Below are 25,887 nucleotides of genomic sequence, written 5' to 3' on the forward strand. Positions count from 1 at the left end.
GTGATTCTGTCATTATTTTACAGGTCAGGACCTGACGAATTTTTTCTCAAGTCGATTTCTGGCAATCTATCTTATCCAGTAGTTTTCCAATTTAATTTGTTTTACCAACTTTTCAAAGCTAAATCAGCATCGATCATCAATATCTTATTAGATATCATAAGCAGATACTGCGTATTATAAATATTGTAGGAGAGTCTAGTATTATTCAGCAATCCTATTTTAATTTTGTACCTAACAGGAAGTGATTTTTATAAACGATAGCATTCTTCTTGTCGAATATCTCAATAAAGCAATTCTATAATAAGTATCATTCTATTAAACTTCTCTAATATACTTGACTCTTGTTTTCTCCACAGAAGTTTGTCAAGGTAATTCTCAGAGTAATGAAACCAGTAAGCATAACTAAATTAAATTCGGGAATGTTAATTGTAGTGGTGATGACGATAAGTTAGAATTTAGTGAAATAGCAAATAGCATATGGTCAAAAAATTTCCAATCCGTTGTTTTGTATGTCAAACCAATTTACTTTTAAACAACTCATAAATTGACTTCATTTGGTCTATCGACAATTGACCTGGTGCTAGAGGTGCCCCAACCGACGCATAAGTAAATGGGGCGTCACCTATCACCGTGCACAATACCCTACTTAATACACCCATTTCACCCATTGCGAAAGCAACCAAGTTAATGTGACTATCGATTGTTTGGTATATCCCTAAAATTTTGATTGAATCGTCGATAGCCGTAGCAGTAGTGGCTATTTTTATATATGAGCTGTAAACTCGCATTTTTTTCACCTGCTCTATAAGCTCGTCAAATTTAGGAGTATGTGAAAAATTATGCCAACTTATCAAAATTGGTGTGTTTTCATTTTCAACCAAATCCGCGATAAAGTCGTTATTATAAATCAATTTGTATTCGATATCTACAAAGAGTGGTTTTCTCTGCATAAATTTAGTTATTATTTCAGCTCTTTTTTTAGGATCATTTGAAAATTGACCGCCTTCATTCTCGGGCCTGATAGTATAAATACATTTGTCCTTATATCTGGATAATATATCCAGATAACGATCTAGATTTTCAAAACTATTAAGATAATCAAATCGACACTCAATGATATCTACTCCTTTAGTTAGCGCTTCATCTATCTTATTTACTGTTAGCAGCAAATCTTCATTACTATGAACATCATTTGTAACGGGTATCGATGCACATAGTTTTCTACTTGAAGACAAGATTAGATAAATAAAGAACTAAAACGATATTTTTATGTCTTTCTGCCTAATTAGATACCATATGGATTTATTGAACATCTATCTTGTTGCTTGCTCTTAATTTTATTATTGCTATCCCAATCACATATAAAAGCAACATTGGAATTGAAATAAACCACATTGTTATTCCACTGCCATCGGGGGTTATTATAGCACCGAAAATGATTATTATCAACACCGCATACTTAAAATTCTTTATCCAAAATTGGATGTTGACAAGACCACTAGCTGAAAGAATAGCCATAACAAGCGGTAATTGAAATGAAATCCCAAATGCTATGAAAAACTGTAAAACAAAATTAATGAAATCTGAGATGTTTAGGAATGTAAGGACACCAATAGATTGCCCATATTGATACAAGAAGGATAGGGTGATGGGAATAGCTAAATAAAAGGAGAAAACCATCCCGCATATGAAAAGACCTGTAGTGGGAAGTAGGAATATAAGAAATGCCTTTTTCCTGCTTGTGAAAGACATGGCAGGGCTAATGAAGCCAAAAACTTCTCTGACAACCAATGGGATTGAACAAGAAATTGAAATTAGAATCGCAACGTAAATTTGCGCATAAAGAGATTGTCCTGGTGCTGTTTGAATCAACTCGACACCCGGTGGGATCAGGCTTTTGCTTAAGAACAATGTCGCCTGGCTAGCAATGTTATTATAGACTGTCGGCATGAAAAAATAGAAAGAATAGTTATTGACAGTAACCAAGTGAATACCAAAAACAGTACAAAAGATCATTATCGCTATGGTAATGACGATTACCCTCAAAAACCGATTCCGTAATTCCTTTACATGATCAATGAATAGCATATCACCAGGTGCCATTTACCTTAGACTCTAGTACCAAAAAAAGGAAAAAAAATATAAACTATGCTTAATCTGAGATTGGTTGAAAATGCATAGTTTACTAAAGGGTTTAGGACTTAATTATACCACATGAGAAGCTATTTTCTTCCAGTTGGCTATAAGGGCTTCAGGTCTAATATGTAAGTCCTCATTTACGATCCTTTTTTTTGCCAGGTCAACATATTCCTGCTTTACGTCTATTCCTAGAAAATGTCTATTAAGATTGTAAGCCACTTTGGTAGTTTGGCCACTTCCATTGAATGGATCGAGGATAATATCTCCTTTATAGGAGTAAATTTTAAGCAGACGATAGGGTATTTCCTCGGGAAAAGGACATGGATGTTCGATATATCCGGGTGGTACGGGTGCTATATGCCATACAGAATTTGCTATCTCTTTGGTCCATTCCTCATGTGTAGCCGGTAGGATTTCTCTTCTTTGGTTCCTGCCACTCTTCACATCACCCTTTCTTAATACTAAAATGAATTCATGCATGATATTTGCCCGATAGTATTTAGGATATGGGTTTATGACAAAAGAACCATACCTATTAGTTCCACCAGTTACCTTGTGCCAGATTATTTCCTCATGGAGATTCCAGTTTCCACCGGGTGCCACTAATCTGGACAATAACAAATGGGGCAACGGGATTAAGGTCCCATTTACAACCTCATTGGCTATGACTATACAGCAATAGCCACCTTCTTTGGTTACACGATATACTTGATCATTAAAGATAGTAACCATATTTTCCAAATATTCGTCTAAACTAATCTTTTGGATTCCTCTATAATACTGCGTATTTTTTTTAGAGGCATGTAAATCATAGTCTATTGCATTACCATAAGGGGGGGAAGTCACAGTCAATTGGATACTCCCAGAGGGAACATTTTTTAATACCTTTTCACAGTTTCCTAGCATAATTTTATCGTATAAAGATTCGGACCTGATTAACACAAATTCAGGTTTTGAATAAGGTCCATAATCACATTACTCTAAAAATTTATACTGATTGATAAAAAGATTTAACAAAAATTTCAGAACTAATTTGTCATTTCTCCAAAATGTATTCATTTGAAACCTCCATACCAAAATGTCTGCCTATTAACGGAATGGAATAAACCAATATTTTATCACCAGGTTTTGCATGGGTAACCGGCAAAATTTGACTCTTCTCATTCAAAAATCTGATGGTTTCAGCATTCTGAACTATAATAGTTCCCATTTCGTCATCATTAACTGCAGCTCTAAATAGTCGTAACGGTCTAGATTCTATCTTAGCTCTCCCAACGCCGACCATTCTTGCCTCTCCCTTAGTGTTCACTATTAATACTTGGCTACCAGATTCAAGCTCAGACAAATACTTGGTGGTTCCATCTGGAGTTATAGTGTAGCAATGTACTGCGCCCGCATTGACTCTAAAAGGTCGAGGTGATGTAAATGATGATCCTATCGATTCATTGTGAATCAAGAATAAAAAATTCGATTTGTTTCCAACCAGCATTCCTTCCCCCTCAGAAAGCATAGATACAGTGTCTATGCAAACTCTTTCTCCCATTCCTATATCCAGGATCTCTTTTATTTCTGCAATTTTTATTTGAAAAGATGAATTACTAATTATATTTCTCGCCCTAATTATTTCGTCTTCACTATTTGTCGACATCGGTACTCCGTCTACCCCCAATTCTAATACAGTAAACAGAGTTTCAACTTCCTCTATTGATTTTGCGACAGCAAAGATCTCGGTTCCGGTATTTTGAAGGGAAGCTATAATGTTTTCAAGAGGTATTATCCTCCAATCATCCAAATCTATAATCACGAATGACAGATGAAATACATCTATTAATCGCTTTATTTCATCAATATCTTGGTTGCTGGTAACCTTTCTGAAAACTCCTATTTTAGTTCCTGTAGGAGGATGTTTTACACTGAGTTTCTCGAGTTGTTGCTTGGATTCAGCAATTATATAATCCGCGTCCATGGAATTGAAAATAGATTTAATTTTAGTTGAATTTTCGGCCAGACCATCAATATCCTCTGAAGGATCGATATAAATCAAATCTATTTTGTCTTTTGTTTTGCTAATGAGGCTATTAAATTCATCAAGTTCACTTTTACCAGCTAAAGCAGGGATACTTGATAGGTCTGAATTAGAATAAAATAACGGCTTTAGTATTATTTTCTTGGCTTTTTTCTTATCCTTACTTTCTTCTGTCTTTTGAGGATTTGATTCTACCATAGTGCTTGTTCTCTATTATAATAGCATGCAGGGCTTTTATTATTTCATTTGGATTATTATGTTGAAAAATATTTCTACCAAAAGTTACCCCGATTGCCCCTGCTCTCATAGCTTCTTGACACATTTGCAATATTTCCATATCGGTATTAGATTTTGGGCCACCTGCAATTACAATAGGCACAGGACAAGATTTTACGACTTCTCTAAATGTATCCACATCTCCCGTATAAACAGTCTTCACTATATCTGCTCCTGCCTCAGCACCTATACGAGCAGTATGGGCTACGATGGCAGGGTCGTGTGGGTTTGAAATATTGTCACCACGAGGGTACATCATCGCAATTAATGGCACGTTCCACTCATTGCATTCATCAGCAACTTGACCAATCTTGTACAACATGTTTGGCTCTTCTTTGGAGCCTATATTAATATGCAAAGAAACAGCATCGGCCCCCAGTTTTATTGCTTCTTTCACCGAGCCCATCAAGACCTTGTTGTTTGGATCTGGGCCAAGGGATGTAGCAGCGGACATGTGAGCAATCAAACCTATGGAAGGGGGTGCAGGGAGAGATTTTATGATCCCCTTATTTAGTAGGAAACAAGTCAAACCCGAATCTTGTGTTTGGCTTATCAATTCTGTGATATTCTGAATCCCTCTTAATGGACCACTGCTTATTCCGTGGTCAAGCGGGATACACAACATTTTTCCCTTCTTCAATATACGATTGAGTCGTATTTCTTTCCCAAGGACCATAGTACAAGAAAAATTGTAAACCTATTTAAAAGTGATATGGTTAATTATCTAGAAATTAGTCTTATTTATTAATAATTTCATTTTGAAATCTTACAAATAGGTGGAAATGCTAGTTTATGCTGATTGTGTGCTATTCTCCGTTGAACCTTTTGAATGGCCTCTAAAGGGATCTCTGGCAATTCTTTAATGATAACCTTTTCGTTGTCATGACTTACATTAGCATCTGCTTCGAAGTATTGCAGAATTCTATCCAATTGTACGAATGGCAAACCCAGCTCGTCCTCGGTGAATTGGTCCGCCCATAATCTTGCACTACTTTTCTTTTCTGTAACGGTTTTAGGGATATCAAGATACTTTGCTAATCCAAACAATTGGGTCTTGTACAAGTCACCGAGAGGAAGCAAATCTGCAGCCCCATCTCCGAATTTTGTAAAATAACCAAGCATTAGTTCGGTCTTATTTGACGATCCCAATACCAGCTTTCCCATCTGGCCTGAATAATAATATAAAATACACATTCTGATTCTAGCAACCAGGTTTCCAGACAACAGTACATTATTATCGTCTTTGATTATTTCTAAGAAACTATCCTTTGGTTTATTGATAGATATTTTTTCATAATCTATTTTTAAGTTTGAACATATTGTGAGAGCATCTTCGATATCATCTGAGGGGGTTACAGATTCGTCGGGTAATATCAATCCCTTTACATTTGCTGATCCAATTGCTCTTGTTGCCAAATATGCCAGCACGGTGGAATCTATACCTCCAGAGATTCCCAGGATGACTCCTCTTGATTTTCTAGCTTCAGTTTCTTTTTTTATGAAATCCATGATTACCTGGCTAACTAATTCAAAGTTCATTGAATTTGAAGTCTTATTAGAAATATCATATTAATTTTGTTATATTATTAGCATCGGCTTTATTCTAGATTAAGAGATCACTAAAAAAGAGAGCTAACTGTGAATAAATAGAATTATTTTAATATGCTGAATCAATAATAGAATTAAAGTCATTGGATACACGCAACATAGGATTAAGAAATATCGAGGTAGCGGACACTAAGATATGCTCAATTGATGGTGAAAATGGGAAATTAATTTATAGAGGGTACGATATACTTGACTTGGCTAATCATTCCACTTATGAAGAAACAGCGTTTCTCTTGCTGTTTGGAGATTTACCTATAAAAGAGGAGCTTGAGGAATTTAACTCAAAGTTAAATGAATCACGGGGAATCCCGGATTCAGTTACCAAGAATATGAAAAATAAACCTATTTCAGCACATCCAATGGATGTTTTACAGTCTTCCATATTAGACTTGGCCGATTACGACCGCAATAGACTAGATGAGGGGAAAAACGCCAATATTGAGAGGGCTATTTCATTAATTGCAAAGATTCCTACTATTGTTGCAGCATGGGATAGGATTAGGAACAAACAAGATGTAGTAAAACCTCTTGACGATAACTCCCATGCACATAATTTTCTGTATATGCTAAGGGGAGAACACCCAAACCACGAGATTTCTAAAATATTCGATATAAGTCTAATATTACACGCTGAGCATAGTTTTAATGCTTCAACCTTTGCTGCTCGGGAGATTGCATCAACACGTGCAAGTATATATGCAAGCATAGGGGGTGCGGTGGGAGCCTTATCCGGGGAACTCCATGGTGGTGCTAATATACAAGTTATGAAAATGCTGCTTGAAATTCATGATGTAAATAATGTTGAAAAATGGGTCAAAGAAAGATTAGCAAAAGGTGCTCGAGTGATGGGGATGGGGCACGCGGTTTATAGAACAACTGATCCAAGATCAGAAGTCCTCGCAACTCTTTCTAGAGCAATTTCTAAAGAAAAGGATACAAAATGGTTTGATATTACCGAAAAAATTGAACAAGTCACAAAAAAAGTCATGTATCAGACAAAGAAAATGTTGATTTATCCTAACGTTGATTTGTATAGTGCCTCATTATACTATAGCCTAGGAATTCCAATCGATCTAAATACACCCATATTTGCTATATCTAGAATAGCTGGATGGAATGCTCATATTATTGAAGAGAAATTTGCTGAGGCCGCCCCGAAGCCAGCACTTTATAGACCAAAGGCAGTATATGTAGGTAGATACTGCGGCCCGATGGGATGTGAATATGTTAGTCTCATAAACAGAAAAACTCAGAATGCTCCAGTATAAGTAGAGATATTTAATCAGATTAGAAAGTATCGGCCTCTTAAATTTATAAGGACCGTCAAATTTCCTTAATTCATTCGTTGAAGTCGTCGTCAAGCAAGAACCATGTCAAATATAGTGATGTTGGGATAGACGTAGATAAGATAAGGTCGATTCAAAACTCAATTGGTAAAATTATACTGCCTACTCGCTTTTTACCAAAAAAAGGTAAAGTAGTTTCTGGATTTGGTCATTATGCCGGACTAATAGAATTTGAAAAAAAAATAATGACATTGCACACCGATGGTGTTGGATCAAAGATTTTGGTAGCTCAAGCCATGAACAAGTACAATACTATTGGTATCGATTGTATCGCCATGAACGTTAATGACACTGTTTGCTTAGGAGCTACTCCTGTAGCATACTTATCTTACATAGCCTTAGAAAAAAGTAATGACAGTTTACTAAAGGAGATTACCAAAGGTCTAGTGAAGGGAGCTAGTATGTCAAACGTAGCGATAGTTGGCGGAGAAACCGCTATTCTTCCTGATATTATAACTGGACAAAAGGAAGGTCATAATTTTGACCTTGCGGGAATGATTCTAGGGATTTTAGAAAATAAGAAGAAAATGATACTTGGGAACAAAATTAGACAGGGGGATATAATAATAGGCATAAAGAGTTCTGGAATTCATTCAAATGGACTAACTCTTGCAAGAGAAGTTTTGCTAAAAAAGCACGATACTAACGATAAAACCGAATTTATCAATAAGTCAGTAGGAGCTGAACTATTAACACCTACCTCTATTTATTCAAATGTTATTCTGAAATTAGTTGAAAAATTTGCATCAAGGATACACGGGCTTGCACATATTACTGGAGGTGCATTTACAAAACTAAAAAGACTAAATGAAACTGTTGATTACATTTTGGATAATATGCCCTCTATTAATGGCATATTTAGACAAATCATGACAGATGGAAATATTTCAGAAAAAGAAATGTATAGGACTTTTAACATGGGAGTAGGCTTTTGTATAATAGCAGCCAGGGAATCTGCAGACGAAATTATTGAAACCATAAAGCACGAGAAAATGGAATGCAAAATTGTTGGTAAAGTTCGAGGTAACGGAACAGGAAATTCATTTATTAAATCATCAGATAATAATGGAATCAAAAAATTTCAAATTTAGATACCAAATCGAGTATACTATTTTCTTAGCATGGTCATATTTGTAAGAAAAGATGGTCTTGACATACACCACTACATTGAATAGTATATTGTGAATTATTATATATATAATAATTGATATAGATTCTTTGCTCTATGGATTTTGTTATTAAGAGACTTGATAGAAATAAATTATTTTTTGAGGGCGTAAAGCACGTATTACATCAGTTGGTAATAAAAAGAATGAAATTTACTTGTAATTTTAATATGTTTCACTTTATATTTATCTGAGATTTGTCCATGTTTCTAGCTGTTGATGTTGATTTCATAACTTATCCACTTTGACGACCACCCGCTCTTTGTTGATTGCTTGCAAGATAGACAGTAATTTTTCAAAAAAGTAGTAAGAGATATTTAGAAGAAATAATAGATAGATTTTCAGAGAGGACATTAACAGGATTGTATGCCAATGCATCTCGATTCAATGCTAAAAATGATAGCCGATATCAGCAGATATGCAAGGAAATAGCTAATGATATCTTATCTAGAAATGAAGGTAGGGATTTGATGAAGATTAGTGAGATAAATAAACTAATAAAATCAAAATCTTCTCAATACAAGTTACCCAGTATCCCTAAATATTCTGAAATAAACCGATTTATTCCAATATCTAGTCAATATAAAAGAATTTTAAGGAAAAAGCCTGTGAAAACTCAGTCAGGAATTGCTGTTATTACAGTTATGCCTATGCCTTATGATTGTCCTCATGGGAAATGTATTTACTGCCCGGGCGGAAAGGAGTATGATACTCCACTTAGCTATATTGGGACTGAGCCCTCTACCAAATTCGCTCAAAGAGTGAAATATGATTCTTATGAACAGGTTCGTCACAAGATAATGCGTTTGATGGAAGGGGGTCATGAAGTTAGTAAAGCTGAATTAGTTATAGTTGGTGGTACGTTTCCTTTTTATCCTCAAGATTATCAAATTTATTTTATTAAAAGATGTTATGACGCTCTAAATTCGATTAAATTCGAAGATACTTCAGTCCAATCAGCTTTTAAATATTCTAATAACCAAGACGAAATCACAAAGCTTCCTACAAGCAATTTTGAAGTCCAGAGAAAATATAAGATCAATTCTCTTTTACTATCACTTAGTAAATCAAAGGTCCAAAATGAATCGGCTTTTGTAAGATGTGTTGGTCTCACTATAGAGACAAAACCTGACTATTGCAAAATGGAGCATATCAATTTAATGCTGGAACTAGGAACAACAAGAATTGAGGTGGGAGTGCAAACACTAGATGATACCGTTCTTAAAATGGTTAATCGCGGTCATACCATTCAAGATGTCTATAGAGCTTTTTATGAGGCTCGCAATTGCGGTTATAAGATTGGGGCCCATATGATGCCCGGATTACCAGGTTCTTCTTATGATCAAGATTTGAATAATTCAAAGAAATTGTTTGACGACGAGAGGTTAAAACCCGATATGTTAAAAATCTATCCCACCCTTGTGGTACGAAATACTGGACTATATAAGCTATATAATGAAGAAAAATACAAGAGTTATTCTACAAATGAATTGGTAAAACTATTAGTAGAAATTAAGAAAAACATCCCCCCATGGGTAAGAATCATGAGGATACAGAGAGAGATAGAAGCTCCTGATATTATATCAGGTCCTAAAATGGGAAATATTAGACAACTAGTATTAGATGAATTAAAAAGACAAGGAATAAAGTGTAAATGTATCCGTTGCAGGGAGATTGGACTTTATGAAGATAAGGTAGAATTTTCAAAGGACGATGTTTTGTTGTTTAGAACAGAGTATAATGCATCTAGAGGTAAAGAAATTTTCTTATCTTTTGAATTAAAAGATAGGATGCTCCTGTTAGGCTTTTTGAGGCTGCGAATCATGTCCGATCCACTAAGAGAAGAACTACAACAACAACAACAACAACAACAACAACAAGTTAGGCCTGACTCTAAGGCAGGATTCCGTAACAACGAAGCGTCTGGTTATTTAGTTAAACCCTATAGTTCTGCTATTGTGCGAGAGCTGCATGTTTACGGTTCTGTTGTAAAGGTAGGCGAACAACAGCACAAAATGAAACAAAATTTTTACCCTACATCTACATTCGACGATACGCCATTTAAAAATGCAAAGAGCATCTATGAAAATAATCAAAGCAGAAGTGATCATACTACTTCAACAACTAATACTATTATTGATGATCATAATGGACATTCGATTCTTAATGATAATCAAGTCAAATATCAACATAAGGGCCTAGGTCGAAGTTTGCTTGCCGAAGCCGAAAGAATCTGCAAAGAAGAGTATGGTTTGAGAAAAATATCAGTGATTAGTGCAGTAGGGACTCGAGATTATTATAGGAAATTTGGATATACTAATAATGGTCCGTATGTTACAAAATTATTATAGAGCATATATGAGTAGTGCTGCTGAAGAAAATATAATTGGCAAAGGTACCTGGATTGATAAAATTGCTTTTACTGTAGTCGAACGAGAAAAAAAACTCGGTAGGTCAACAACAAATATTAAAGTCGAAAGTGGATTAGGGGCATCTGGAATTCCTCATATTGGAAGCATGGGAGACGCTGTGAGGGCATATGGAATTTCCTTAGCATTACAGAATCTAGGTTACTCATCAGAACTGATAGCCTTTTCAGATGACTATGACGGATTAAGGAAGGTACCGGCTGGGCTACCTAAATGGCTGGAAAATCATATATGTAAACCAGTATCTGCTATACCCGATCCATTTGGTGATTGTCATGAATCATATGGTCAACACATGAGTAGTTTACTATTAGAAGGTTTAGATTCCGCAGGAATAAAGTACACATTTAAAAGTGGGACCGAAACATACAAGAGTGGGATACTAACAGAGCCCACTCATACCATTCTTTCAAATAGTAAATTAATTGGTGACAAGATTTCGGAATCTACAGGTCAGCAAAAATATCTCAAATTTCTTCCTTACTTTCCCATTTGTGAGAATTGTAATAGACTCTATGTGGCTAACACGATTGATTATTTAGAAAATGAGAGGGTAGTGACTTATTCATGTACCGGTAACACGATTGGAAAAAAATTGATTCAAGGGTGCGGGCACACAGGTCAAGTCAAGATATCTAGCGGAACTGGAAAATTAGCCTGGAAGGTTGAATTTGCCGCACGTTGGCAAGCCTTTGATATTAAGTTTGAAGCCTTCGGCAAGGACATCATGGACTCGGTAAAAATAAATGATTGGGTTTCTGAAGAAATATTGAAATTCAATCATCCCTTACATGCAAAGTATGAAATGTTTTTAGATAAGGGCGGTAAGAAAATAAGCAAATCTGCTGGAAATGTTTTAACTCCACAAATGTGGCTAAAATACGGATCACCTAAATCACTACTACTATTACTATATAAAAGAATTTCAGGAACTAGACATGTAGGTATTGATGATATACCTGCGCTTATGGATGAGTACGATTTATTTGAAGATATTTTCTTTGCAAAAATAAAAGAGCCAAATGATAGTAAACGGTTGAAAATGAACGGGGTCTATGAATATATCAATAACCTTCATCCACCAGCTGATGATTCCGATTCTGTGCACATACCATATAGGATCCTGATTCAACAGGCAAATTTATTTAAAAACCAAATTGAGGAATCCAATCTACTCGTAAATACTATTTTTGATAGGCTAAAGAAATATCAGCTCGTAAAAGAAGAAGACATCAATAAAAAGGATCTAACTGATAGGATAACTCTTGCTATGAACTGGGTAAGAGATTTCAACAGCTTATCAGCAGAAGCTGAAGGCGAAGGCCAGAGCGTAGAGAATGATACTCAAAGAGGAAATGAAAAAGTTGGAATGAACAGTGCTCAGCAAGAAGTAATATTCAAAATAGTGAAGGATTTGACAAATTTGGCAGCAAGCAATAATAACAAGACCAAAGACACGATAGTCCAAAATGACGACGATTTGGCCCAAGATGTACAAACTATAATTTTCAATAATGCTAAAAGCAGTAATCTCCAGCCTAAAGAGATATTCAGGTTATTATATAAGATTCTAATAAACGCAGAAAAAGGTCCAAGGCTTGGGAACTATATTGTAGACCTTGGCATAGAAAATGTAGTAAAAGCAATAGAGAAAAGAACTTGCTCTGGACGTTAGAAAACAATTAACCATCAATCAAAATTCAATATGAACGATAGGAAGAAGAAGAGGAATAATCATGTCAACTATTTCATCAATTAAATTTCTTAGGGATATCCTTTATGAGTATCAAAATTTTATCATAGTGATTGGATTAATTATCTCATTTTCTGGTGGCAGTTGGGATATAACATTTCATATTTTGAGCCAGCCAGAAAGTTTTTTCTCATATCCACATACCCTAGTATATACGGGAATTTTAATAGTAATCAGTATTTTTTTTATTAATTTTAGAATAAATATTTTAAATAAAAATCCAACTAGAAAAGATAATTGCGTTATTCTATTAGGTGCTGGTTTAATCCTTGCGGCAGGTCCGTTTGATTTCTCATGGCATCTCAAATTTGGCCTGGATGGTCTTCTTAGTCCACCTCACATTACGTTGTTGACTGGATGGTTGATAGTAGGATTGGGTAACCTAAGAATAACAAACAAGTTAATTGATTTAACCATAGGGAGGGAGAGAGCAAAAAGAGGTAAATCAGTGGGGATTATAGAGCCCACCTATCATCATCGTCGCGGCGCGGGCAACGCTAGAAACGATTATGAGAAACTTGATATTATGGCAAATCAGGCAACCAACTTGGGTAACAAAGGATTAACCCTTATTAGATTTCAGCTTTTTCTTAATCTCTCTTTTATTCTGATGATTTTATCTGGATTTATATATTTTTTTTCGCTACCATTTTCAGAAACCCAATATTACAACTACAACCCAGATCCATTAATTGCTTTTTTTGTCTATAGTCTTGGTTTCCCAATTTTGCTTTCTTGCTTTTTTATAAGAGTTCTAAAAAATTATCGAGGATTTGAAGAAATGGTCCTTTTAGTAGGAAGTTTCTATATAGTAATCATGCTTTTGACCCAGATCCTTTCAAATCCATTTCTGGTTTATTATTCTTGGTATTATATACTAAATATAATACCATTTGCAGTAATTTATCTAATTAATAAAATGCAAATAAAAAATAAAAGATTTACCAAAAGGAATGCTCTAATTGAGTCACATAGTTCAGGAGCAGAAGCAGCGGCAGCAGGAGCAGGAGGAGGAGATGTAAAAGAACATACCAATAAAAAATTGTATATTTTCTATGCTTTAATTCTTAGCATTTCATCTGTTACGATTTGCTTCCCACTCAATACCTATATACTTAATGAACAACTTTATGGTTATTTAGTTTACCAGAACTTGGTATTCAAAGTGTTTGTTCAAATATTTGTCGACTACTTTATGATAATAATACTACTATCCGTTATTGGTGGACTTTTAGGACTTTGGCTAGAGTGGGTTATATCTTCAATGTATAAAGGTGCTTATTATCGTTTTCATCAGTATTTTACAAATCATAAATGACAGGACGACGGCTACTGACACACAGCATTCCTGTTTAACACTGCTGGATGAAAAGATCAATTGAAGTTTTTTTGAGTTTTTGAGATATATAATAAAATAATAAAATAATATATTTTATGCGGTTTTTAACTTCTATCATGAGAGATATCAAACTACCGTCTATTTCTGATATCGCATTAGAATCAAAGGAAGAAAGGATTATTCATTATAGAAAATTTTTTGCTGAATTGAGACTAAACAGGCTCTACTTTCAACTATCTATTTTAAATTATTTCTCAAATCTTGATAGGCCCGATAATAGCAAATCGTTTACCGACCAGCTAGATAACTACATTTCTTTTTTTAAAAAAATGGATGATTGGCTTGAAAGTTTGAAACTTGAGGGGCTATACTCCGAATTTCGAGAACAGTGCTTAGATGAAAAGAAGGCTATTGACTTAATTATCCAGAGTTATGAAGGTAAAATGAATACCTAGAGGCTGGATTTATTGTTTAATGCACTAAGGTAGATAAGAATGGCATTGGCTATTTTTTCATGATCTGCTTCTTTCTCAAGGGAGAGTCTAACAATATGTCCTCCTGTGATTGGAAAAGATAGCATTTTAATTTTTTTTCTTACTGTAAGAGAATAAACTACTTCTCCTAATGTAGAGTCAAAATCAGTATGTAATTTTGAAATTAAAGCAAACTCCATAAAAATTTTAATAGATTCTGTTTCAGATTCCAATGATATTTTTCCGGGTCTCATTCCACCATATACTAGCCTACCCATATCATCTATAACTCCTATGAATCGGATATTTTGGTCTAGCCCTATAATATAATCATAAATGGCTTTATAGTTTAATTTAGCATCCTTGATCAATATATTCACCGACTAAATTGCAATGCCATACCAGCATATTTACCTTTGCAAATATTGCTAAAAGCTGACTCTTTTAGCAAGCAGAGACATTATTTCTTTCAACCTATAGACGTGCTACGAAGAAATTTTATCTCTCCCTATAGTAAAAACCTGACGCACTGTTTGAAGGAGAAAAAGCAAAAGTGAGGCCGGCTGACTATGGAATTACCTTGACCCCACTTTTACTGATGCGTGTGCCGACTTTTAAAATCAGTTCGTATAATAGATTATCATTAAAGTATAAATAGAATGATCTTTTTAACTGCTGCTGCCGTTTTTTAAGATCTATCGACGGGATAGTGGCTCTTTTCACTTAACGGCCTCTACTTCCTGTTCTGATGCCTAATAATAGTTGTAGCCAATTTCTTACAGGCCTTAGTTTACAATTCTTCAACATGCAAGGAAAATAATCGTCGAAAATTTCAGTGTTGTTCTTGATATACTGCATTGTCATTTCTTTCGATAAGGCTGTTCTCTAAAGAGAAATGTGCGTGATGATCTAGTTTCAGAAATCTACAAACTTGTGAATAAAGTTCCACCATCCGCTGATACAGGATGTTTCCCATGGATCTGACTAAATCGCAATGAATCCTTCTGCTATTAACATGTCTCTTTTTTTGGGTATGTTGGTGCGAGAATTTGCAGATTTTCTGGCTCTATTACTATCCCTAGCAAGATAAATTCAGAACTAACTTTGATTAGTGTCTCATCAACAACATACTCTGTGATATCTTCCTTCTACGACTTGACGGCTTAGTTGGATGGTATTTTGAATCAAGTTCCATTTTTTAGCTAATAAAACATGGTATCGTTTGATATAGAAAACAAGTCCTTCGGAGGTTTGACTTAAGGATAAGCCTAAAAAATACAAATATAGACGAAAGCATACATACTATGATGATGTTCTGTTTCTGTTAATCATTTAGAAGATAGAGAATATTCAAGCTATAGGCTTATCGTTAAGTGAACAGGGCCCACTCGTATTGTGGAAAGAATAAAATCGGCAGTGTTTTGGACTCATGGTTCGATTATAGAGTCATTACTGGTAATTTCGGTGGCTGCATAAGACTACCATCGCTTAGATTAAGCGAAGAGCAATCACCCCTTCTCTAACATTTATGGTGTCTTAAAGAGTTGCCGCTCGCTCAAGTCGATTCGATATATGAGATAACTCATGTGGAGGAAAATGACAATAGTATCAGAAGATGTAACAAGATGCGAGCAGTATATCTGGATTCGATCCCCAATGCTTTAGATTTGAGTGCAATATTAAAGAAAAAGGGTTACTTTGGAGAGACATTCATGTTGTCGTATTTTACATACGCATCCTCCGAATACATTGCTATTGCGCCCGAGGCCAACTTTGGAGACATGGTTGTATCAATATAATCTATCACCAAGTTTCCATTCCAGTACACCTTGATGTTATTGCCAATCATATCGATCTTGACGTTGTTCCAAGTATTTATCTTCAACGTTGGAGAGGACTTTGTTACTAGGAATTTTTGACCATCCACAGGATTTGTGCAGGTGTCACAATCTTTCTTTCCAAGCTCAATTCCGTTTGGTTTTACTAATAGCCAGTAATAGTGAAATGTATCTGAGTACCTAAAGAATAACCAACCCACTTCCCATGTATTAGCGGGGGAGTTTTGTCGCAATTGTTTTGCAGTATTTATATCGGTTTGCATTGAAAAATTGCAAAATATATCGTTAGACATTACCAATGCAGCATGTGTTTCAGATGCGCTAGTAGAAGCTTGTGGATTCAACCAAAAATTGACCCTCTGTGAGGCTTCATGTACTCCTGTTGACCCATAACCGGAGTAAACATTCTTCCACTCTCCGTTTGGTGATGTATGACCTTCGCGCAACAAGTATTGGGGGTAATGAAATTTATCAATCAAACTCGCTGTGCAAGAGGTATCAGCGGTGGCAGCCATCTGAGCGGATTGAGAATCAGTTTTCTCTTCTTTATCTAGTTGAGGCACTTCAAATGGAAAGTCTTCATCTAGTGGAGGTAATTCAAGTGGTATTTTCTCACCTAGTGGAGATATTTTAAATGGCAATAGATTATCAAATTTTTTCTCAGTAGATTGGTCTTCAGTATCATCATTACTTTGAGAATCAGTTTTCTCTTCTTTATCTAGTTGAGGTACTTTAAATGGCAATAGATTATCAAATTTTTTCTGAATATTGTCATACATAGAAGATGATGTACTAGAGTAGGTGGTATTGTCTGTAGGTATTCCTAAAATTGGAACCAACATTAAAATCGCTGCCAAGATTCCGACCATTTGAATTATTTTGAAATGCTTATAATTCCGTTTTTTTTGATTGAACAATTGTAATAGCAATGAAATTGATCGAATTTAGAGGAAACCCATCTATTCACAATAATATGAATATGTACCCAGATTTCGTAATCTTGTTCACTAGATCAGTAAAATATATTATTTCTATGGGTTGTAGTTTAACTTTAAGGTCATCGTTTCCTATTTGGCATTTCGTTTTAATAATCCATATTGATTTGAATCATTAAATTCCTGTTTGATTATTCGAAATAAATTATTTAAGAGTTTCTCACGTTTATTTGGGAGAAACGATCATGTTATTGTATGACACATAGGCATCCTCCGAGTACATTGCTATCGAGTCAGAAGCCAACTTTGGAGTCATCCCTTTATTAACAGAATCAATTACAACGTTGTTATTGACGTATACCTTGATATGATTGTCAGTCATAAGTACATTTATTTTATCCCAAGTGTTCAGCTTCAACGTTGGGGTAGACTTTTTTACTAGGAATTTTTGACCATCCACAGGATCTGTGCAGGTGTCACAATCTTTCTTTCCAAGCTCAAGTCTGTTTGGCTTAAACAATAGGGAATAATGGTGAAATCTGTCCACATATCTAAACTCTAGCCAGCCTACTTCCCATACATCGGGTTGATAGTTTTGTCGCAATTGTTTTAAAGTATTTATATCAAACTCCATTTCAAAATCACAAAATTTGTCTGTAGACTTTACTTCTTTATGTGTTAATATTATATACATTTTATGAATTTTTACAATCTGACAAGGGCGCCTTTTTTTGGAACTTTTTTATGGATTTACTAAGGAATTAAAGATTCCTTGTTCTCTACCATATATAACATATCTGGATTTTTGAGATCAGACTCCGATTTGATATGCACAAGATTGAACTTAACTTTAATTGGGTGCTCACAACAAGATTATATTAAAGGATCCTTCAATGAAATACAATTCAAATGCAAAGAGGATTTAAAGCTTTAATTGTATCTGGCGCGCTATTTCTTTCCTCAATAATAGTATTCTTTGTATGGGGAATGTCATTTAGCAGTATGTTCATTCAGAATAACCAAAGTCTCTCTACTAATCAAATTACCCTTAATCCTTTAACGTCCTTTAATTCTAGTATTTTTATTAATTCTACCGATAAGCTCCTTACAATTACGATTGATTCTTTAGACAATGATGAGATAGTACTTAATGAAATGGTAACTGATCCTGATGGAGAAATAGTATCTAATTCTTCATTCCAAAAAACCTATTTTTCTACTATAGATCCGAATTCCACTGGAAGGTATGAATTCTCGGTGTCAAATATGGATCAAAATGATAAAGCCACAGTTTATCTATTCTTTGGCAACTTGCCATTCTTAAAGGAAAATGGTGAGCTAGACTTTACTAGTTTCGGAGGTCTGGTTTTAGGAGTAATATTATTTATTGCAGGATTAGTGAGTTTTATTATTGGTATAATTCTGTATCTTAAAGACAGAAACAAAGAAAGGTATCGTGGTTTCATACCACGGTAGGATCATTAAATTCCAAATAATTTTAACCTCTTAAACTATGTCTATAGTAGCTCAATAAAAAACATGTAAGGTAAATATTGAGCACATTTAGTATTTAGTTCAGAACTAAGCTGAAGGAATTTGGATCCCCGCTTATGTCAATAAAAATAGATATGTGTGTTATGAAGGGATGGTAAGAATAAAAAAATACAAGAAACCCAACCGAACATTTTTCCCAAATACGGAACGACTCTGCTGTTATTATAACAGCAAAAGAATCACTTTATTTAATCAATTCAGCATGAATTTTAAAAGCAAATTCTTTTGCTCAATCTAGAATCTTTTTTAATAACTTAATGTTTTAGTTGAATATTGGAAGACAATAGAATTTTGGAAAGTATGTTTCCATCTGATATACTCCCAAAAGTTTATCCAAAGGAACCAAGTCCACAAGAAAATTCAGCAGTCGATGATGTTTTAAGTAGTAATATTTTTAATGTTATGCTAAATCGTCGATCACAAAGGAAATTTGAAGAAAAGGAAATAGAAAGCTGGAAAATAGATATAATATTTGCGGCAGCTGATACAGCTCCCAATGCAGGTGGATTTCAGGGTTTTGAGATATATCATATTAAAAATCCTCAAGTAAAACAAAATCTAGTCAAAGCGGCTAACAACCAGCCTTACGTCAATGCTCCATTAGTGTTGGTATTTTGTTCTAATCCGTCTAGAATTAAATTAAACTTCCATCCTGAGATATTGCATAAATTTTCAATCCAAGACGCCGCGCTTGCTGCTGGTTATGCCCAATTAGCTGCACATGCTTTAGGACTAAGCTCCGTTTGGATAGGCATGTTCAATGAACATATGTTAAGAGAAGTAATCGGTACTGAATTTGAGCCCACTTCAGTCTTATGTATGGGTTATCCAAAGAAAATGTTAATACCCAAACCAAAGAGAAATCTTACAGATCTAATACATACCGTCTAAATTTATCCTTCTCAAAACCACCTCCACTAGTTGAGATTAGGAGCAGAAGGAGGAAAGAGTGACGGTCTGGTATTATGCAAATGATTGTCCAAGTCGTGGTAGGTTGGCCGGTCAGTCTGTCAGTCGGTGGTCAATTCGGTGTTTTTAGTAATTGGACAGAAATATTTTAATTTCATTGGATAAGTGAAAAACTGTTCAGAGGATAAACAAGTTATATTTTGGATTAGTATACATGATATAAATAAAAAAATTTCAAGAAAAAAAAAAATTTAGACGAGAGAGGTGGGTGAGTTATTAGTTCAGTGGTTCTTTATAGATTGCTGTATAAGGTAAGTCGAATGATTCGTATAATTCGGAAACTTCAGTATCAGTATTCTTGTTTAATTGATCGCTCAAATCCATTTCATCTTCAAATACTTGTTTTGATACAGAGTCGGCTGATTGTTTGTTATTAACACCATTAACCTCAAGAGGCTCGTCTGATTCTCCGCCCTTATTCAAGTTGATTGGTTTTATGATGTTATCATCCGGTGATGCCACTGCAGGACCTGTTGTTAGTACCCCGTCAGTCTTAGTTTCGGCACCATTAATTTCATTATCTTCTTCATCATCGTTTGAAGATACAGCGACGTTATCATTAGAATTAGATTCCGAATTACTTGATTCTTCGTTGTCATCATCATTGCATGACGCTGCATCCTTCATGTCAAAATCACTAGACTCATTAGCAACCTCTGTGTCACAATTGAATAATTCATTTAGGGCCATGGCAGAAGACACTTGACTGAGTCCAAGTGACGCTACTATAGAAAATACTGCTACTACTAGAACACCTGCGTTTTTTGTAGAAAAACTTTTAGTACTGGTCATAGACATTTAGAATTTAATTTTTATAATTAATATAAAATTTGAAGAATGTAGCAGTAAAAAATTGCTAAGTGAATTTATTGATTAATTCTTCTTATGGAATCAACCATTCGGTCCTTGTGAGTCAGAATATCCGGTCGTTTCTGATAACGATTTTTCTTTCTTCTGAGGATAGGGGTCCTCCATTTATTTTTATTAAGTGTCTTTTTGTTATTATTGCGGGATTTAGATAGGTCAGTTGTGGTGCGTGTGATCTCTAGAATGAATTTATCCTCGAAACATCTTAAATTCAAAGTTGTATTTTGGTATTGATTGCTCATGCAAAAAGAAAAGAACGCTTCCTTGTGGATCAGAGTTGACAAACGTGCCTGCAATGCACTCTGATAAAATTCAACCTTGTACTTTTTGTTTTGCAACAAATTCACCGAGATTAGGATAAATATCTAAACAAGTACATAACCTAAATGACAGAATCTACAAGCATTAGAATTAACTTAGAGGAAGAAAAGATAACTAGATTGAAAACCATAATTGAAGAATTGTTTAATTCAAATGCAATAAGTTCAGACGATGTTGAGGAGTTTATTAAATTTACATTATTTATCGTTTTTGATGAATACAAAAGGGATGCTGATTCACTAAAGAAATTTTATTCTATGAATCTGACTAATTATCTGGAGAACAAAGATCGTTTTTAATTCGATTTGAAGCCAAGTCTACATAGTATTAAGATATGAAAATTTTATTTTGAAGAATAACTCAGGGATGTATCTAGATATTTGAGGTTATTCCAAAGAAGAGGAAGGAAAGAAAAAAGGAAAGAAGAAAGTAAGAGAGAACATTACACCTCCTTAATAATGGAACACGGTGTCTCCGATAGTTTTCTTCCAATCAGAACGAATGCCTGGCTTCCCTTTTAATTTTTCAATATAGTTAAATGCAGAAATGCCTGCAGCTGCGCCATCCCCACACGCAGCCACGATCTGCTTATAGGGAATGTTTGTTGCATCTCCAGATGCAAAAATGGCGGGGTGGGTGGTCTTACCTCCATCAGTAACCTCTATCTCCCCTTTCGTGTTAAGTTTGATAAGATGTTTTACAAAATCTAGGTTTATCTTTGACCCCATTTCGACAAATAAACCATCAACATCTATCATTTTCTCTGCTCCGCTATTGTCTTTGATTTGGATTTGCTGCAAAGAGTTGTTTCCTGAAACTAGGGTAACAGAACTATTGGGGACCAGTTCCACATTGCTTTTCCTTTTAATAGATTCAATCATATCTTTGTCACCTCCCAGCTGACCACCACGATAAATTAGATATACTTTTGAAGCCATTCTAGACAACAATATTCCTGATTCTAAAAGATAGCCTCCGACACCAACAGTTGCTGTTGTCCTACCCTGGTAAAATGGTGCATCACACTTTGTGCAGTAGTGAACACCTTTATTTTGATACTGGATTTCATTTGGTACACCTAAATTGTTTGGAACTTTACCTGGAGCAAGAATCAGTGCCTTTGTAAGATATTCTGAACGTCCAGTTTTTATCTTCAGGCTGGTAGTTTCTTCGACTTGATCAACCTTTTCTACAGTATCAAAAGTCATTTCACCATTAAATGTTAAGTATTGATTTTCCAAGGTTTTAGCAAGAAGCGGGCCACTAGACATTATAGTTCCAGGATAATTTTCAAGTTTAGGAATCAGGTTCATCTGTCCTCCTAAATCCTTTGAAATTAAAAGACATTTGGTTCTCTGTCTTGCAACAAATATGCCTGCGGAAAGTCCAGATGGACCTGCACCTACGATGATAACCTCATATTCTTCAATTGTCAATCTTGCTCATTTCTCCATTACTCTATTATTTATAACAAAGAACTCTCAATTTCTTTCAAGACACAGATATCAAAGCGGTCATGTTCTCTACTCCGTCGATAAGAGGTAACCTCTCGTCTATTTCACTTTTGACTTGCTGCAAATTATCTGACTCAAAAATAACAACTAAATCATAAATTCCATATACAGACTTTACCGCTTTAACAGTTGATAATTCTTTTAATTTATCTATTACATTGGATTGTTTCTTGTAATTAACATTCAATAACACATAGGCTTCACTCAAAATAATCTGTAATTATGGTATTGCCTTTACTAATAAAGATTGATGCGATGTAATATGTATTCTGAATAGATGGTTATCATTTTCAGAATTTTTATATATTTAATATTTCAAATCAAGTTTTTTTACATGATCCATTCCAGATTTCACAGAAGAAAAATAATTTCTATCTGAAATTATAGGCTCGAAACTAATTTTGCCTTTGTATGAAATATTTTTTAATGCTTTAACTATTGTATCAAAATCAATGTGACCAAATCCAGGCATCTTTCGGTTGTTATCAGCAAAGTGCATATGAGAAAGAGTAGGTTGAGAATTTAAAATCGTCTGCTCAAATGAATCTTCTTCAATATTCATGTGAAAAGTATCTAACATGAGTTCTAGATAATCACATCTTTCAATCAAAGGTATTACATCTGAATAAGTACAACAGTAAGGTGTAGAATAACGATTGAGGGGTTCAACCATCAAGGAAACATTTTCATCTTTTGCATTTTTTAAGAGACGGTTCAGCAAAGGCGCACAACCTCTCAAAGCCTTGATCTTATTATCTTTGGTAACGTTTCTATGAGTTACGTCAAAAGAATTAATAGGATCAGAAAACAAGCAAATATTGATTCGTTCTCCTCCAAAGTAGTTACATAATCTAATACAATTTGATACATAGTCTTCTGCATATTTTACCATTGAGTTATCATTACTTAATAATCGCCTTTTCCATCCATTTGGACTAGACTTACCCCACATGCCTGTGATGCCTACTACCTTTGCGTCAAATGAATTTAGAATATCCTTGAAATTTTTCCAGTCAATATTATCGGGTTCTCCATATAGTTCGAACTCAGTCAAGCCTAACTGCGTTAGGTTCTCCAATGTTTCTGTATCGTTTTTTTGTATATTTAAAAAAGAAGATAAGGTGATAGAATAGGAGAATGTCAATTCTTTTACCTAGATTTTTATACTCGATTATATACTGTTGATGTCCAAAATAATTTTCCTACCTTATTATTCAAAATTCTTTCTCACGACATCAAAAATATCTAGGCAATTTATTACTGAATGCCCATTAAAACTATCCTTTTTAACATTTCTAATTTTTTTGCTAGATACATAGGCCGATAATCCTTCGCCCGATTCAATATTATGTGGTCGTCCATGAGATCCATTGATTAACCGTGTGTCTGTAGATATGCATTTTTTTTGCGGATCTATAAAGAGATCGAGGGGATCATATCCGGGTTTTCTGTGAATATCCACTGTTTTAGTAAAGCTAGGTGCTTTGCTATTCTCATCAAATCTACCTATATCTGAGTTTGAGATTTTTTTGTTGTTGTCTTGGTGTTCATATCCTCCTTCCGACTCCGACCACCACCAGTAGTAACTAAACCATTTATCTTTTTCTGCAATGGCGATGAGATCGCCACTTCTTTGGTGATCAATGTAAAGTTTTTTCTTTTCTTCTACATCGCAGACTTTATCAATTCCAGAAACATCTTCAAGCGCACTCTTAATTTTTGCTTTGTTTATACTGTTACTACTATTATTTAGATAAATATGTGCTATTTGGTGATCTACCATCGCAAAGGCATCGCTAAACTCATAATCAATGTATTCTTTTCCTTTTATCGTTCTTACTTGAAGTAATCCCTTTTCTCTTAAAATCCTATTAATTGGTATTGCATCAACGACATCGTTGAATCCATATTCAGACAGCAAAAGAAAATGAATATCATCAAATAACCCGGCTTGCTTAACAGTCTCTATGATATTGCCAACACAGGTATCTATTTGCTTTAAATCCTCAGTCACCTGAGGGCTAGATTTACCGAATTTTTGTGCGCTATAATCTAGTTGGGGAAAATATGCATGTATCAAATTTGGATAATGATTTGCTATAGTATACTGTACTGATTTTGTTATCCATTCAGATGACTTTATAGATGCAAATGGGCCCCAATAATTCATTAAATTGAACTCGCCTGCCTCTTTGATAATCGACTCATAGTAGTTTACGGGTTTTGAATAACACCACATATCCATCTGACCGTTTTCTAAATGAATGGGACGAGGGGTAATAACATAATCATTGTTTGAATACATCGAATTTTGCCAGAATAACATGGCTGTTTTAAGCATGCTGTTTTTGTTTTTTATAGTATCCCAGATTTTTTTAGACTGAACCAAATTAGTAGATTGTTCCCAGAATAATGTTTGCATGTTTTCTCTATCAAAAAATCCATTTGAAATAATACCATGCTCATTTGGATATTTTCCTGTCAAAATACTTGCTTGCACTGTACATGTTACTGATGGAAATACGGGCTTCATATACCCATATTCACCATTATTTTGAAACAAACTTGAGATATTAGGATATTTTTGAGAGAAAGAATCTAGATGAGAAACATCTAATCCTACAATATCTAGGATAATAAAATATTTTGAACTATTATTATTATTGTTGTTTGTCAAGCAACATAATCTGTTAGCAATAGGATTTATGAATCAATAGAAAATTGCGTTTTAACAATTTTGACTGCGTTCTTTGTATTCTTAGCTAATGATATCCAATAATGTACAGATTACTTTGCTTAGATTATTCAAAGTAATAACTAACTACTGGAGTTTATCTAATTGATTATTATTCGCCGCTCTGAAAAAAACAATAATGACTGATTAGGTAGAAAATTAAATACAGATGCCTTAATGACGGATTCGAAACTGGTTTGTAACAGATTATACGCGCGTGCGCGTTTTAGTCAATCTTTTGTATTTTCAATAGAGTCTCACACTTGGGACAACTCAAACCTAAGAACTTGAACAACAAGTCCCCATCCTCAAACTCTTCCGTTATCAATTCACTTAAATTAATTAATTCCTTGCAAGATGGACATTTTGCCATATATATGAGATAATGCCATTTCTTATTTATAATTAGTGAATGATTTGATTTTCATCGGCATCGACATTCCCTGTGCCATTTAAAAGTAATAGAAGCCATAGTCAGCACATACCTGAAAAGAAGGACGGATTATTATTATTCTTGATAATCAACAAATTATTTATATTATAGTTAGGTTAACCTAATATTGCATCTAATAAAGCATTGTTGTCAAGCAAAAACAAAAT

24 protein-coding genes are annotated in these 25,887 nt (G+C 34.6%); 9 read left to right on the top strand and 15 right to left on the bottom strand.

Translation table 11 applies throughout. The features are described 5' to 3' along the window. Positions 1 to 512 precede the first annotated feature (512 nt). The 6 genes from aroD to AB0A59_RS07680 form a co-directional block, all read right to left on the bottom strand. A complete protein-coding gene (gene aroD / locus AB0A59_RS07655; RefSeq protein WP_458747479.1) occupies positions 513 to 1,235 on the bottom strand; it encodes a type I 3-dehydroquinate dehydratase in 723 nt (240 codons plus the stop codon). 67 nt (positions 1,236 to 1,302) lie between these two features. Further along, complete coding sequence (gene tatC / locus AB0A59_RS07660) at positions 1,303 to 2,103, bottom strand: twin-arginine translocase subunit TatC (RefSeq protein ID WP_458747480.1); 801 nt, start codon at positions 2,101 to 2,103, stop codon at positions 1,303 to 1,305. 102 nt (positions 2,104 to 2,205) lie between these two features. After that, entirely contained in the window at positions 2,206 to 2,985 is a 780-nt protein-coding gene (locus AB0A59_RS07665) for a DNA-methyltransferase (protein WP_458747481.1), read from the bottom strand. 190 nt (positions 2,986 to 3,175) lie between these two features. Then, positions 3,176 to 4,363: a 3-dehydroquinate synthase II gene (locus tag AB0A59_RS07670; RefSeq protein ID WP_458747482.1), complete on the bottom strand. Its 1,188-nt coding sequence runs from the start codon at positions 4,361 to 4,363 to the stop codon at positions 3,176 to 3,178. Next, positions 4,326 to 5,117 carry a 2-amino-3,7-dideoxy-D-threo-hept-6-ulosonate synthase gene (locus tag AB0A59_RS07675; protein ID WP_458747483.1) on the bottom strand — a complete coding sequence of 264 codons (792 nt, stop codon included), beginning with the start codon at positions 5,115 to 5,117 and terminating at the stop codon, positions 4,326 to 4,328. Before AB0A59_RS07675 ends, AB0A59_RS07670 begins: the two co-directional genes overlap by 38 nt. 77 nt (positions 5,118 to 5,194) lie before the next feature. Continuing rightward, positions 5,195 to 6,004, bottom strand: a complete 810-nt coding sequence (locus AB0A59_RS07680; protein WP_458747582.1) for an NAD+ synthase — start codon at positions 6,002 to 6,004, stop codon at positions 5,195 to 5,197. A 128-nt stretch (positions 6,005 to 6,132) separates the two neighbouring features. On the opposite strand from AB0A59_RS07680, the gene AB0A59_RS07685 reads away from it, so the two are divergent. The 6 genes from AB0A59_RS07685 (at position 6,133) to AB0A59_RS07710 (ending at position 14,537) form a co-directional block, all read left to right on the top strand. Then, positions 6,133 to 7,317: a citrate/2-methylcitrate synthase gene (locus tag AB0A59_RS07685; protein ID WP_458747484.1), complete on the top strand. Its 1,185-nt coding sequence runs from the start codon at positions 6,133 to 6,135 to the stop codon at positions 7,315 to 7,317. Between the two features lie 77 nt (positions 7,318 to 7,394). Beyond that, positions 7,395 to 8,486 carry a phosphoribosylformylglycinamidine cyclo-ligase gene (purM, locus tag AB0A59_RS07690; protein WP_458747485.1) on the top strand — a complete coding sequence of 364 codons (1,092 nt, stop codon included), beginning with the start codon at positions 7,395 to 7,397 and terminating at the stop codon, positions 8,484 to 8,486. Positions 8,487 to 8,923: 437 nt separating this feature from the next. After that, positions 8,924 to 10,912 (top strand): tRNA uridine(34) 5-carboxymethylaminomethyl modification radical SAM/GNAT enzyme Elp3, encoded by a 1,989-nt coding sequence (locus AB0A59_RS07695; protein WP_458747486.1) that lies wholly within the window; start codon positions 8,924 to 8,926, stop codon positions 10,910 to 10,912. Next, on the top strand, positions 10,884 to 12,665 hold the full coding sequence (lysS, locus tag AB0A59_RS07700; RefSeq protein ID WP_458747487.1) for a lysine--tRNA ligase: 1,782 nt from the start codon (positions 10,884 to 10,886) through the stop codon (positions 12,663 to 12,665). The genes AB0A59_RS07695 and lysS overlap by 29 nt, the downstream gene beginning before the upstream one ends. A gap of 61 nt (positions 12,666 to 12,726) precedes the next feature. After that, a complete protein-coding gene (locus tag AB0A59_RS07705) occupies positions 12,727 to 14,061 on the top strand; it encodes a hypothetical protein (RefSeq protein ID WP_458747488.1) in 1,335 nt (444 codons plus the stop codon). 137 nt (positions 14,062 to 14,198) lie between these two features. Further along, positions 14,199 to 14,537: a hypothetical protein gene (locus AB0A59_RS07710; RefSeq protein WP_458747489.1), complete on the top strand. Its 339-nt coding sequence runs from the start codon at positions 14,199 to 14,201 to the stop codon at positions 14,535 to 14,537. On the opposite strand, the gene AB0A59_RS07715 is transcribed toward AB0A59_RS07710, so the two are convergent. The 3 genes from AB0A59_RS07715 to AB0A59_RS07725 form a co-directional block, all read right to left on the bottom strand. Further along, positions 14,534 to 14,926, bottom strand: coding sequence for a hypothetical protein (locus AB0A59_RS07715; protein ID WP_458747490.1), 393 nt, complete (start codon positions 14,924 to 14,926; stop codon positions 14,534 to 14,536). The two genes, AB0A59_RS07710 and AB0A59_RS07715, sit on opposite strands and share 4 nt — an antisense overlap. A 1,322-nt stretch (positions 14,927 to 16,248) precedes the next feature. Beyond that, positions 16,249 to 17,250: a family 16 glycoside hydrolase gene (locus tag AB0A59_RS07720; RefSeq protein WP_458747491.1), complete on the bottom strand. Its 1,002-nt coding sequence runs from the start codon at positions 17,248 to 17,250 to the stop codon at positions 16,249 to 16,251. 304 nt (positions 17,251 to 17,554) lie between these two features. Next, on the bottom strand, positions 17,555 to 18,022 hold the full coding sequence (locus AB0A59_RS07725) for a family 16 glycoside hydrolase (RefSeq protein WP_458747492.1): 468 nt from the start codon (positions 18,020 to 18,022) through the stop codon (positions 17,555 to 17,557). Positions 18,023 to 18,237: 215 nt separating this feature from the next. On the opposite strand from AB0A59_RS07725, the gene AB0A59_RS07730 reads away from it, so the two are divergent. Next, complete coding sequence (locus AB0A59_RS07730) at positions 18,238 to 18,804, top strand: hypothetical protein (protein WP_458747493.1); 567 nt, start codon at positions 18,238 to 18,240, stop codon at positions 18,802 to 18,804. Between the two features lie 351 nt (positions 18,805 to 19,155). Beyond that, positions 19,156 to 19,773, top strand: coding sequence for a nitroreductase family protein (locus AB0A59_RS07735; RefSeq protein WP_458747494.1), 618 nt, complete (start codon positions 19,156 to 19,158; stop codon positions 19,771 to 19,773). Positions 19,774 to 20,067: 294 nt separating this feature from the next. On the opposite strand, the gene AB0A59_RS07740 is transcribed toward AB0A59_RS07735, so the two are convergent. Further along, positions 20,068 to 20,643, bottom strand: coding sequence for a hypothetical protein (locus AB0A59_RS07740; protein WP_458747495.1), 576 nt, complete (start codon positions 20,641 to 20,643; stop codon positions 20,068 to 20,070). A gap of 74 nt (positions 20,644 to 20,717) precedes the next feature. Then, complete coding sequence (locus AB0A59_RS07745; RefSeq protein ID WP_458747496.1) at positions 20,718 to 21,056, bottom strand: hypothetical protein; 339 nt, start codon at positions 21,054 to 21,056, stop codon at positions 20,718 to 20,720. A gap of 48 nt (positions 21,057 to 21,104) precedes the next feature. Here AB0A59_RS07745 and AB0A59_RS07750 point away from each other — a divergent pair, with 48 nt between their 5' ends. Continuing rightward, positions 21,105 to 21,338, top strand: coding sequence for a hypothetical protein (locus AB0A59_RS07750; RefSeq protein WP_458747497.1), 234 nt, complete (start codon positions 21,105 to 21,107; stop codon positions 21,336 to 21,338). A 153-nt stretch (positions 21,339 to 21,491) separates the two neighbouring features. Here AB0A59_RS07750 and AB0A59_RS07755 read toward each other — a convergent pair whose 3' ends face one another. From AB0A59_RS07755 to AB0A59_RS07770, 4 genes are all read right to left on the bottom strand, one after another. Further along, entirely contained in the window at positions 21,492 to 22,475 is a 984-nt protein-coding gene (locus AB0A59_RS07755) for an NAD(P)/FAD-dependent oxidoreductase (RefSeq protein ID WP_458747498.1), read from the bottom strand. 55 nt (positions 22,476 to 22,530) lie between these two features. Further along, a complete protein-coding gene (locus tag AB0A59_RS07760; protein WP_458747499.1) occupies positions 22,531 to 22,761 on the bottom strand; it encodes an Lrp/AsnC ligand binding domain-containing protein in 231 nt (76 codons plus the stop codon). Between the two features lie 99 nt (positions 22,762 to 22,860). Beyond that, positions 22,861 to 23,697: a TIM barrel protein gene (locus tag AB0A59_RS07765; RefSeq protein WP_458747500.1), complete on the bottom strand. Its 837-nt coding sequence runs from the start codon at positions 23,695 to 23,697 to the stop codon at positions 22,861 to 22,863. 66 nt (positions 23,698 to 23,763) lie between these two features. After that, positions 23,764 to 25,230 (bottom strand): alkaline phosphatase family protein, encoded by a 1,467-nt coding sequence (locus AB0A59_RS07770; RefSeq protein WP_458747501.1) that lies wholly within the window; start codon positions 25,228 to 25,230, stop codon positions 23,764 to 23,766. Positions 25,231 to 25,887: the final 657 nt, after the last annotated feature.

The organism is Candidatus Nitrosocosmicus sp. T, assembly GCF_054408485.1.